This is a genomic window from Prevotella heparinolytica (assembly GCF_004342845.1).
GTDB lineage: Bacteria > Bacteroidota > Bacteroidia > Bacteroidales > Bacteroidaceae > Bacteroides > Bacteroides heparinolyticus.
In genome coordinates, this window is sequence record NZ_SLXB01000019.1 from 1 (window position 1) to 12,564 (window position 12,564).

At 43.7% G+C, this 12,564-nt stretch carries 9 protein-coding genes; 1 reads left to right on the plus strand and 8 read right to left on the minus strand.

Translation table 11 applies throughout. From position 1 onward, the window contains the following. Positions 1-463 precede the first annotated feature (463 nt). The 7 genes from EV202_RS09940 to EV202_RS09965 form a co-directional block, all read right to left on the minus strand. On the minus strand, positions 464-2,089 hold the full coding sequence (locus tag EV202_RS09940) for an RluA family pseudouridine synthase (RefSeq protein WP_131926968.1): 1,626 nt from the start codon (positions 2,087-2,089) through the stop codon (positions 464-466). A gap of 43 nt (positions 2,090-2,132) precedes the next feature. Beyond that, positions 2,133-2,291: a hypothetical protein gene (locus EV202_RS15075; RefSeq protein WP_165899418.1), complete on the minus strand. Its 159-nt coding sequence runs from the start codon at positions 2,289-2,291 to the stop codon at positions 2,133-2,135. A gap of 185 nt (positions 2,292-2,476) precedes the next feature. After that, on the minus strand, positions 2,477-3,160 hold the full coding sequence (locus EV202_RS09945) for a COG1361 family protein (protein WP_207903441.1): 684 nt from the start codon (positions 3,158-3,160) through the stop codon (positions 2,477-2,479). A gap of 76 nt (positions 3,161-3,236) precedes the next feature. Then, positions 3,237-4,028: a M48 family metallopeptidase gene (locus EV202_RS09950; RefSeq protein ID WP_131926969.1), complete on the minus strand. Its 792-nt coding sequence runs from the start codon at positions 4,026-4,028 to the stop codon at positions 3,237-3,239. A gap of 279 nt (positions 4,029-4,307) precedes the next feature. After that, positions 4,308-5,462: a galactokinase gene (galK, locus tag EV202_RS09955; protein ID WP_106068375.1), complete on the minus strand. Its 1,155-nt coding sequence runs from the start codon at positions 5,460-5,462 to the stop codon at positions 4,308-4,310. A 40-nt stretch (positions 5,463-5,502) separates the two neighbouring features. Next, the gene (locus tag EV202_RS09960) at positions 5,503-6,813 is read right to left on the minus strand and encodes an MFS transporter (RefSeq protein ID WP_106040096.1); all 1,311 of its coding nucleotides are present in this window, start codon (positions 6,811-6,813) and stop codon (positions 5,503-5,505) included. Positions 6,814-6,855: 42 nt separating this feature from the next. Further along, positions 6,856-7,950 (minus strand): aldose epimerase family protein, encoded by a 1,095-nt coding sequence (locus EV202_RS09965; RefSeq protein WP_131927000.1) that lies wholly within the window; start codon positions 7,948-7,950, stop codon positions 6,856-6,858. A gap of 196 nt (positions 7,951-8,146) precedes the next feature. Here EV202_RS09965 and EV202_RS09970 point away from each other — a divergent pair, with 196 nt between their 5' ends. Next, positions 8,147-9,118 carry a type I phosphomannose isomerase catalytic subunit gene (locus EV202_RS09970; RefSeq protein WP_106068376.1) on the plus strand — a complete coding sequence of 324 codons (972 nt, stop codon included), beginning with the start codon at positions 8,147-8,149 and terminating at the stop codon, positions 9,116-9,118. 743 nt (positions 9,119-9,861) lie between these two features. Here the strand turns inward: EV202_RS09970 and EV202_RS09975 are convergent. Then, on the minus strand, positions 9,862-12,549 hold the full coding sequence (locus EV202_RS09975; protein ID WP_131926970.1) for an ATP-binding protein: 2,688 nt from the start codon (positions 12,547-12,549) through the stop codon (positions 9,862-9,864). Positions 12,550-12,564: the final 15 nt, after the last annotated feature.

Sequence of the window (12,564 nt, forward strand, 5' to 3'; positions counted from 1 at the left end):
ACAGCCTAAAAATCAAAAATATAGACTGCAGGTGAGCCAATATTGCTCAAAAACAAGAATGATAGAGAATGGGGTAAGGTTTTGCAGAGGTCTCATAATACTTTTCTCGCAGATTAGGGGTAGATATTAATCTGAACATTGTTTATTGTTCCACTTCCACTTGATTTAAATTTCCACTTTGCCGCCTTTCACACCAACCGCCCAATCCTTCGTTTGACAGGTATAATCCTTTGTTGTACCAGACACAAGTGTTCAAGCTGTCAGACACAAGTGTCTGTCGCGTCAAACACAAGTGTCTGACAGAATAGATGCAGTCGTTTGATTTTCAATGATTTTTTGATAAGGAGCAAGACGCCGGCAAGGTTACTCACTTATGGCCTGTACTTCTTCCGTGATATATTCTTTGAGAGAATTTTTGTGCTTTCGTCCGAGAATTCTTTTGTCCGCTTCACGAGTCTATTCTTTAAAATGTCGCTTTTTGGCTTATTTTCATTGTTTCCCCGGTTGCGGGATGTGTAAACTCTAAGGTTTCGGCGTGCAGATACAATCGTTCGGCCTTTTTCCCATACAGTTCGTCTCCGATGATGGGACAATTCAGGCCAAGCGGATGAGCGGCATGTACACGGAGTTGGTGAGTACGGCCGGTACGTGGATAGAAGGCAATACGGGTTTGTTTGTCGGTGCGCTCCAAGACCTCGAAGTCTGTAATGGCAGGCTTGCCGTGTTGTGCATGTACCATTTGCCGGGGGCGGTCAAAAGGGTTCAAACAAAGAGGAAGCTCAATGGTTCCGCGGTCTGTTCGCACTGTCCCGTCAAGCAAAGCGATATAACGCTTGTTGATGAGGCGGTTCTTGAATTGAGCCTGCAAATCCCGATGTATATGTTTGGTTTTGGCAATTAACAACAAGCCTGAGGTAGCCATGTCGAGTCGGTGAACCAGCAAGGGACCGTCGGCATCCGGATATTGTTTGCGTATCAGGCTGAATATGGAGGAAACGTCTTCCTTACCCGGTACGGACAACATGCCTGCCGGTTTGTCTACTACCAGTAGCCACTGGTCCTCGTAAACAATCTCCGGATTTTTATCTTGTGCCTGCATCTCTTTCAACATGGGGTTCTCCTCAACCTGTAATCCTTGCAACATGTGGTTCAGAATGGGTTCGCATTTCCCTTTGCATGCAGGGTAGTATTGACCATGATGGCGTATTTCTGTCTTCGGGGAATCTCCCCACCAGAATTCAGCCATAGCGAGCGGCTTCCATCCATGCAGATAGGCTTGCTGCAATAATTTGGGGGCAGCGCATTCGCCCGCACCGGCCGGAGGAGTCTTATGTACGGTTTCTTCGAATATCTCGCAGAGGTTCTTATACTCTCCACGCCGGTTCAATATCTTGAATTGTGCGAATAGCTCTTGCTGCAATATGGCGGAACGCCTTTTGCGTTCCGCTTTTAAATTCCGTATCTGTTTTAATTGACTTTCGGCCTGTGTTTGCAAAATGGCTGTTCTTTCTTTCCAAGCACGTTCCAACCGTTTGTATTCAGCTTTTTGGAATTGACTTTCACGTATCAGTGAGGCTTCTTCCTGTGCGTCCGTCATGCCTGATTTCCTGCGATGCTCTCTTTTTGCTTTGGCTTCTTTTAGTTCTGCCTTTGCCTGAGTCAATGCCTTTTGCCCGGCTTGAATGTTCTGGTTCAGCTCAGCCAGCAACCGGGTGTAGCTTTCATCCTCTTCCAGCAACTTGATGTTTCGATTAATGGCAGAGATGTTTTCTTCTTCTATTCTGAAGAATCCTTGCGGTTGCAGAAAATCATATATAGGCGGCACGAAGTAGGAGTGTTGGTTCCGTCCGGCCAATATGCCCGAAAAGGCTGCTAAAAAGCCGATCTCGTTTTCCTTGGTTTGCACGACAAGCACACCGAACATTTTACCTTTGCTCAACTCTTCCTGCCATTCAGACTGTCCGTTGAGATAACTCTGTACTTCTTGCGCGGCCAGTATGCATAAAGGGTGCGGTGTGTAGCAGAAAGGATAGGTAAACCTTTCCGGAAGCGGAATGTTGGCGATGGGGGTAGAGAAAGAATGGAGCATAACGATATATAAAAAGACTGCCTCTGTGCAGGGAATGATTTTTCTATTCTTGTTTCTTTTTAGTAGAGGAAATCTCTTGTTGCCGTGGTTTTAGGGCAGATAGGATACGTGCTTTCTTTTTTCCGTATTTGCGTTCCTTTTCCCATGCGGATTTTCGGGCCTGATATTGCTCCATCTGCTTTTCGAGGTAATTGTCTGCCATAAGACTTCTTGATTTTTTAAAAGTTTACAGTTGAAACAGCAAAGGGGGTGTCAACATTCTTCATGATATTCTTTTAGACACGAATTATCTGTCTCTTGCGGGTTTTGTCAGTGGAAACCGCATTAATCCAAGGAGCCGTGTCTGATATTATATCATAACACAGGATACTTTTTTTTGTCACACCCTTATCGTTGCGTGGGTAATGAAAATTCCTGCCAGTCATACTCTTCTCCATATTCATTGGCCACGGCAATGTGCAGGGTAATATTTCCTGTCTTTATACGCTCTCCGGCACGGATGGTCGCCGTGTACTTCACTCCGTTACGAGGTGTAATTTGCTCTATCATGACGGAAGGGGAAATGTAGATGCGTTTCATTCCGGATACTTCAGTCACCAGCGGAACCACATTGTAGGCGGTTTCAGTACCTTCGTTCATGATTTCAAAAATCACTTTACTGCTCTCGCCCGAATGGATGATGTGGTCACGGCTGTCATCAATGAAGCGTATGTTTCGTATCTTCAGATACTTGTCGGCTATGGGTTTCCGGTATATTTCAGATTGTGGAGAGTCCGGTTGCGTCCTTTCTATCCTATATGCATATTCCTCTTGTCTTTGGGGAGCAGTGGCGGCATTGGCAATGGCAGCTCCGGCAATGGTTCCGATAATGGTTCCAATGGCCGAACCTCGATAACTGCCCCTCCATCCTCCACTGCTTTCACCTATTAGTCCGCCGATGGCACCACCTACATTTCCTCCAATGGCAGCTCCGGTCAATACGGCATTAGGGTTGCCGGTTGCCGTCCGGCTTGTTTCGCATCCGCTACATATCACGATTAATGCCAGTACTCCTATAAAAAACTTGTTCATATAGATATCTCTTCCTGTTTTGTTATAATTAAGAAGAACGTGTTTCAAAGCCGCATTCTTCCATGAAGATAGACGCTTATTTGTATTTTGCCTTGATTTCTGGCAATGCTTTCTGTATATCGCTGATTCGGCGGGCGTCACTGGGGTGGGTACTCATCAGTTCTGGCACTTTGGCAGTGCTGCCTGAGGACATTTTCTGCCAAAACTTGACGGCAACATCCGGATTGTAGCCGGCCATTCGCATAAAAATCAGTCCCATATAGTCTGCTTCCAATTCGTGTTTACGGGAGAAAGGCAACATGACTCCATATTGTGCACCTACACCGTACACCTGATTGGCAATTGTTTGTATGGCGGCACTCTTTTGCGAGAGTGACAGGCTAAGTATTTGTGAGCCATATTGTGCCAATATCTGTTGGCTCATGCGTTCATTGCTGTGTTTTGCCACGGCGTGGGCCACCTCATGGCCGATAACCACGGCCAGTTCGTCATCGGAGGAAACTATTTTCATCAATCCCTCATATACCACAATCTTTCCGCCTGGCATGCAGAAAGCGTTTATCTGTCCGTCCCTTACCAGATTAAATTCCCATGCAAAATTTTTCACTTCTTCAGCCAATCCGTTCTGTCTCAAGTATTGCTCGGTAGCTGCTGCAATCCTTTTTCCCACGCGTGTCACCATTGCCGCTTGTTGGACCGATGCCGACTTCGGGGCGGTTTTCATATAATCCTTATATTGGGTCAGGCTGGAAGTCAACACTTCCTGATCCGATACCAAAAGTACCTGCTTCCGCCCGGTCACAGGGACAGAACCGCATCCTGCCAACATGAGCAGAGAAACGATTATTAAAGAGATTTGTTTCTTCATATCATTTGTCTTTGTTGTTTGATGATGCAAAGGTAGAGAAAGTATTGGAAAGGTTGTTCTGTTTTTCGTAACTTCTTTCCTCCGGAGCAGATAGAATATTGAAAATAACAGGATATGTCGAAAGTGAAAGGGAGAGGAGATTATAATATTCAGGTGCAGATTCCACCGATTATCACGCTTTCTCTAAATAAGCTCCGTGAATCCGGCGTAATCTGCACCTGAAAAGAAGTGATAAGGTGTTTTTGACGCACCTTTATTATCGAAGATTAAATAAATCTTTTATTCCAATCTGCGAGCACCATCGCTGATGACCACATCATAGATCTTCGGACTTCTGCCGAATTTCTTCTTGAATTCTTCTTTGGCTTTCTCGATGAATGTGGTGTACAATTCATTTTTCACCAAGTTGATGGTGCAACCGCCGAATCCGCCACCCATTACGCGTGAACCGGTGACACCGCAGTCAAAGGCAAGGTTGTTCAAGAAATCGAGTTCTTCGCAGCTCACTTCATACAATTTACTCATGCCTTGGTGGGTTTCATACATCTTCTGGCCTACGGTTTCGTAATCACCTTTTTCCAAAGCATCGCATACATCAAGTACACGTTGAATCTCTTCTATGACATATTCTGCGCGCATGTAATCTTCTGCACTGATGTCTTCTTTCGACTCTTGGAGCATTTCCATCGTTACGTCACGCAGGAACTCTACGTGCGGATGTTTTTTTTGGACTACGGCAACGGCTGCTTCGCAACTTTGGCGACGTTTATTGTAGGCAGAAGATGCCAATTCGTGTTTCACCACAGAATCGACAAGTACCAGACGGTAGCCTTGTGGGTCAAATGGGAAATATTGATATTCCAATGAACGGCAATCTAAACGGATGAGGCTGCCTTTTTTTCCGAATACAGAAGCAAATTGATCCATGATGCCGCAATTCACGCCACAGTAGTTGTGCTCGGTGGCTTGTCCCACTTTTGCCAATTCGAATTTATCGATTTTGTTTTCACCGAATAAATCGTTCAATGCAAAAGCGTATGTGCTTTCCAAAGCAGCAGAAGAGGACATTCCTGCACCCAAAGGTACATCACCGGCAAAGGCTGTATTGAAACCTTTAACGTCTACACCTCTCTTTATCATTTCCCGACATACACCGAAAATATATCTTGCCCAACTTGCACGAGGTATATCCTCTTCGTTCAGACCAAACTCTACATAATCTTTCAAGTCGATGGAGTAAGCCTTCACCGTATTGGTGCCATTGGGCTTTAATTCTGCAATCATTCCCTTGTCAATAGCTCCGGGGAATACAAACCCACCGTTATAATCTGTGTGCTCACCGATAAGGTTGATGCGACCCGGAGATGCATAGACAGCTCCTGTTGTTCCGTCAAAATGCTTGATGAAACGACTTCTTACGTATTCTATATCCATGATATTTATATTTTATAAGGTGAATATTTTTTCTTTTCACTTATTCCACCGGAATGTCTTTATTGACATTCTTGCAACCTATCAAACCGTAGAACAGTAGATATGCCAGAGCGGCAATGATAACCCAATAGCTAGGCATGAAACCTGCTATATCGGCCACCCAATTCTGAATGACAGGCAAGATACCTCCACCACATACCAATACCATGAACAGACCGGAAGCAGCGGCCAGATATTTACCTAACCCTTCTACTGCAAGATTGAAGATTCCGCCCCACATGATAGAAGTGCAAAGACCCACTAGTACTAAATACATGGCGTTGATGGGTACTTCTGCAAGTCCGAAAGACAAACCTCCGGTTTCACTTTGTTGAAGTACCGGCAGATTGACAAACGAACCTATTGATGAGAAGATGGCAAGAAATACTAAAATCAGACCTAATGCAGATGTGAAAATGAGCATGGCTCTACTGGATACTTTTGCACCCAATGAAACACCTGCCAAGCGACCGATCAACATAAGAAACCAATATGTTCCTACAACAAAACCGGAGATAGTGGAAGGAATGCCGGCTCCTCCTTTTTCAATAGGGTCGGTCAGGAACAGGTTCAACGTACCCGGTACGCCTACCTCAACACCTACATATACAAAGATTGCGATAGCGCCCAATACGAAATGGCGGAACTTCAACGCTCCGGCCATTAGTTTGCCGATAGGTTCAGTGGTTGTTGCAGCATTGGGTTCCGGTATGGGTACGAACAAGAGAACAAAGAATGCAAAAGCAAATACAGCCATTGCAGTATACATTACAGGGAATATCTGAGAGATTGTGGCTTTTTCGATGGAACCGGCGATCAGGATACCTACAAACATAGGAGTGATAGTGGCCATTACAGAGTTGAAAGATCCACCAACTTGGATAAGCTGGTTTCCTTTTTTGCCTTCACCGCCGAGTTTGTTCAACATTGGGTTGACCACCGTATTGAGCAAGCACATGGAGAAACCGGCAATGAATGCACCGATCAGATATACTGCGAACGCTGCCTCAGGGCTGGCATGGCCGGACAAATATTGAACACCTACACCGATAAAGCCGACAGCTACTGCTATCAATGCTGTTTTCTTATATCCTACTCGTTGTAATAAAATGCCGCTTGGTATTCCCATCACTGCATATGCGATGAAGTTACCGAAGTTACCCAACATTCCTAATGCGTTGGATACTGAAAACTGATTTTTCAGTACAATTCCCATAGGGGCGGCAAGGTTGGTAACAAATGAGATCATACCAAAAAGGAAGATCATCGTGATAATTGCGATGAGTTTACCATTCTGTTTTTGTTGTGTCATGGTTTCTTTAAAATTATAAGTTTATAAATTAGGTTAGTTATTTCATTCTTGTACGCCGAATTTGTAGATGGTTACCTGTTGGTATTCATCGCCCGGCAGCAAGATGGCTGATGGGAAATGGGCCTTGTTGGGTGTGTCGGGGAAGCATTGAGCTTCAAAGCAAACGGCACTTCTGGCAGGGAATGTAGCTCTGTGGGCGCCTTCGAACCCATTAAGCCAGTTGCCGGTATAGAGTTGGACACCGTTTTCCGTTGTATATACTTCCATCGTTCGTCCGCTATCGGGGTCGGTACAGGTGGCTGCCAAACTCAATTCTCCGCTTTCTGTTTTATTCAGAACATAGCAATGGTCGTAGCCGCTGCCATTTACCAATTGCCCGAATTTTCCATCAATCCTTTCTCCAATGGCATGAGGAGTGCGGAAATCCATAGGCGTATCTTCGACCTTTAATATCTCTCCCGTAGGAATAGATACTTCGTCGATAGGAACATAAAAATCGGCGTTGATGGTGATGATATGATTCAGAACGGTAGGAGAGGGGGTGGCTATGCCGGCAAGATTGAAGAAAGCATGATTGGTCAGATTCACGATGGTGGCTTTGTCCGTAGTGGCTCGGTATTCTATTACCAAAGCATTGGTTTCGTCTTCGAGACGATATGTCATTTCTACTTTCAAATTGCCGGGAAAATCTTCTTCTCCGTCCACAGAGGTGTAATTAAAGATAACAGTAGACTGATCGGGTTGTACGGCATCCCATACACGAGTATGGAAACCGGTTGGTCCACCATGCAATGAGTTGGGACCGTTGTTGATTGTCAATTGGTGTTCCTCACCATACAATGTAAACTTACCTTTAGCTATGCGATTGCCGTAGCGGCCGATGGTAGTGTTCAAAAAAGGTTCCGGACTATTGACTACGTGCTCGATGCTATCGTGTCCTAAAACTACGTTGGCATATTTCCCTGCTTTGTCGGGAACCATAATGGAAAGTATTGCACAGCCGTAATTGGTCACTGCTACTTCCATGCCCTGCGCATTTTTCAGGATGAACAAATCGGTTTTTTTGCTATTGATATTTTTTTGAAATTTATTTCTGTCCAGACCGGACAGATTGTTTTCTGTTGGAGTGTTCATCATATTCATGGCTGATTTAAATTTCTTGCAAATAAAAAGAAATTCTTTTGTTCTCCCAAGTAATTGAGAGGAAATATAGAAAGCATTTTAGGAAAGTTTAGCGTTTTGTTAATAGAATGCAATTCGGTATTTTTTTGTAAATTTGTCCCCGTAATCTAAAAAACACATCATTAACAGAATGTTTTAATTATAACAACAAATGTATCCTCTTAAATTTGAGCCTATTCTGAAGCAAACACTTTGGGGGGGCGACAAGATTATTCCATTCAAACATTTGAATGATAACCTCGCTAATGTAGGTGAGAGTTGGGAAGTTTCGGCGGTAGAAGGTAGTGAGTCAATAGTGGCTAATGGCGCCGACAAGGGGCTGACACTATCTGAAATGGTCAGAAAGTATAAGGAAGAATTGGTTGGTGAAGCCAACTATGCTCGTTTTGGTTCTAAATTTCCTTTGTTGATAAAGTTTATTGATGCTAAGCTGGACTTGTCAATTCAGGTACATCCGGGTGATGAATTGGCAAAGAAACGTCACAATAGCTTTGGTAAAAATGAAATGTGGTATGTCATTTCCGCGGACAAGGATGCGAAATTGATTTCAGGTTTCTCCGAACAAATCACCCCGAAAGAATATAAGGAGAGAGTGTATAACGGTACATTTGCCGAGGTGCTGCAGACTTGTGCTATTAAACCCGGCGATGTTTTTTATGTTCCGGCTGGCCGTGTGCATGGAATAGGAGCGGGAGCTTTTGTGGCTGAAATTCAGCAGACGTCTGATATAACTTATCGTATTTTTGATTATAATCGCAAGGATAAAGACGGTAATTTAAGGGAGTTGCACACCGGACAGGCTATGGATGCCATCAATTTTGCAGATGTGCAAGACGATTTTCGTACGGAATACGAATTGGGGCAGAATGAACCGGTAGAAATAGTGGCAAGCCCATACTTCACGACCTCTGTATATGATATGACAGAAGAAATTACTTGTGATTATTCTGAATTAGACTCATTTGTCATATTCATATGCGTGGAAGGTGCTTGCCGCATTGTGGACGATGAAAAGAATGAACTTTTCATGCAGGCCGGTGAAACGGTTTTGCTTCCGGCTACTACGCAAGAAGTAACAATTATTCCTGAAGGTACAGTGAAGATGCTTGAGACGTATGTCTGAGTTTATTAGATGCTGTATTGTTTTTGTGTTGATGAGTTGGAGGACATAGGGTTCTTAAGAAGTCGGTCTTTCGGATCATTCAACGTGTCCCCTTTTGCAATTGTGTAAATGTAAACCTGCGTTTGAGCCAGTTTGCATGTGCGACAGTAAATAATTACGCTTGTACAAGTAGGAATTTATGCTTGTGCAAGCGTAATTTTTATATATGCGCATAATCGAAAGGAAATAAAACAGTTATACTTCTTTTTTAGATTACCTTGCTTGACCACAGGGGGGGCTGCACTCCTATTTCAAGAATTGTAGCTTACGCTTTGAGTAAAATGAATTAGGGAAGAACACACGGATTCGGGCCAATCACTCCTTTCCTCATCTGTCTTTGAAGGAGCATTTATATAAATTGATAGCCAGAATATTGTATGTGTAATAATAAGTTACTCTTTGCCGTCCGTCTTTTGTAACAAGTTCAGAGATTAATATATCCCCTCAGGAAGTACTTCTGAGAGGGGGTGGGATCAGTATACGACTGATGTACCTTCAGTATACGACTGATGCAGGATCAGTATAGGACTGATGTACCCTCCGTACGGAACTGAATATTCCACTTCTTCTTTTTCGACTCTTTAAGAGACAGAAATGGTGATATTTTTCAAAATAGAAAAAAGACTGCCAGAACTCTGGAATAGCCTGCTTTCAGACTCCTATTCCAGACTCCGGTAGGGGATATTGCTCTCTTTTCCCGGCACTTACTTCAGCCATTTCTTGATAAGTTCCTTTAGCGCTTCTATCTTGAAAGGTTTTGCGAGAAAATCGCTACAACCTGCATCAAAAGCGGCTTGGCGTTCGTTTTCGTAGGCATACGATGTAAGTGCAATGATGGGTATATCCGGTGATATTTCACGAATGATGCGGGTGGCATCCAATCCATCGAGGTTGGGCATTTTGATATCCATCAGAATGAGATCGGGATGTACATTCTCGAACATGGTGACAGCTTCCATTCCATCTTTGGCATGTTCCAGTTGATAGGTATGCTCTAATATGGCTTTAATTAAGATGTAGTTGCTTTCTGTATCTTCGGCCACTAGAATAATGGAAGAGGGGTATTTGTTGTTTTGCACTTTTGTTGTGGGCATATCCTTTTGGGAAAGGGGGAGAGGTGCTTGTGCAGTGACCTCTTCCGTAGGAATTATGTGCTCAACTATTCTGCAATCGGAAACTGCTTCTTCTCCCGTTCTTGTTTTGTCGGCCGATTCTATGGGGAGGAAGAACGTGAAAGTTGTTCCCTTGCCAAGTACGGAAGATACGGAAATACGTCCACCTAACCGCTCAATAATAGTTTTGCATATAGAGAGTCCCAACCCTGTGCCTTGGGCAAAATTATTTGCTTTCACAAAACGATCGAATACCTGATCCACCTTGTCCGGTGCAATGCCCAGGCCTGTGTCGGTGACGTAGAATCTGACCTCATCGCCTTCTCTGCGGTAGCCGTAAGTAATACTTCCATTGGTCGTGAACTTAAAAGCATTGCTTATGAGGTTGGATATCACTTGGAAAAGTCGATTCTTATCTCCATCTATCACAATGCTTGCATCCGATTCCTCGAAAATGAGTTGTACCTCCGGTGGGCAGCGGAATGTGAGTGCTTCGTGTAACTCCTTACAAAGATTATGAAGGTGTATGGGGGCAATGGTAAACTCAACAAAGCCCGATTCTACCTTTGACAAGTCAAGGATTTCGTTGATGAGTTGGAGCAGACGCTCATTGTTCGCTTCTACTATTTTGTAATAATCGTGTCGCTCTTCGGCGTTGGAACTTTCGGCAATGATGCGCGAGAAACCTATGATAGCATTGAGCGGTGTACGTATTTCGTGGCTCATGTTGGCAAGGAAAGCTGATTTAAGCTGATCGGAGGTTTCGGCTTTTTCCTTAGCCACCATCAGTTCCCGTTTCATCTGTTCCATTTCAGTGATATCCCATTCGATGTCCAACAAAAGCGGAGAGAAGTCTTTGCTTTCGACTTTTATTTTCCGTTTATCCAGATAAATGGCAGAGCCTTTTGCATCTTGTATCTCGGTAATCCAATGTTTTTCTTTACCGGTTTGAGCTATTTCGATGTCTTCTTCTCTCTTTTTTTGCGCCACTACCTGCGGATAGAAGTCAAAATCGTCTTTTCCTGATGCATCTTGTGCCGTGATGACGCGGTTATACGACTCTCTGTTACGATAGATGTACTTGAAATCGTTATTGATATCCTTTACAACGATTCCTGCCGGCAGGTTCTCAATGATTTTATCCAGAATCAAGTTAAACTGCTTGATTTGTTGCTCCTGACGGATGCGTGTACTCACGTCTCTTCCGAAAGTCCATACTGTTCCTTCTCCCTTGTCACTGGTCACCCAATAAGCATTTCCCTCCATAGCAAGTATTTCTGGATGTTGAGGTATCGGATTATGTACGATATATCCATGTGCCACTTCTCCACGTTTCACGCTGGCAGCAAATGCTTTCCATGATTTTTCATCCCTTTTGTATGTGGGTAAATCGTATATTTTCAGGGTCGATATATCTTGGCTTTCATCGATGTGATGCCGTTCTTTAAAACAACGGTTACAGAATATCAGTGTCCCATCTTCATGAGCAGAATAAATATCCTCTGTAGAATTATTGATGGCATGCGTCAATAGATTGATGTCGTTGCGTCGTTTCTGTATGTCGGTAATGTTTTGTATATAACCTTCTAATGTGATGTTCCCATCTTTATGGCGTTCGCGTGCAAAAGCCTTGAGGCGTATATAGTAGATGCTCTTTTTAAAGAGGATGCGATAGTCCACACTATTCTCCATCTTGCCTTTCAGGTTGTCCCTCAGCCAATGCTTGAAGCTTTCTCGATCTTCGGGTATAATCAGTTCCAGATAATGTTCTTGGTGGATATATTGCAATTCTTCCGAGCACATGACACCGGTATGTCCGTTATAATAAAACAAGGAGGTGTCCGAATCGTATTGCCAGCTTCCGATGAGGGCGGCTTTTTGGATTTCATTCAGTTCATGATTTCTTTTTTCAAGTTCCAGTTTTCGTTGGCTGCGCTCGGTGATATCCCGGTATTGACAGAGCACCATGCCATCAAACGGATACATGATGCACTTAAAATAGTAGGTAAGGCCTTTCAATGTGATTGCATAATTGCTATTGGAACACACCTTATACCTCAGTACTTTCTTAAAATCCGGATAGATTTGGTCACGGGTGGATGCCGGGATCAGTTTGAATAAGTTTTTCCCCAACAACACATCCTCTTTTATAAACCAGAGATCGATGTTGTATACAGCCATGTCAACGCAAGTGCCCTTTTTATCCAGGATAAGCATGGTGTCCGATGTCATCTTCAGCAACCTTTCGGCATTGTCTGGTCTTCGTAGAATGTCTTTCATTTTTGTAGTATTTAG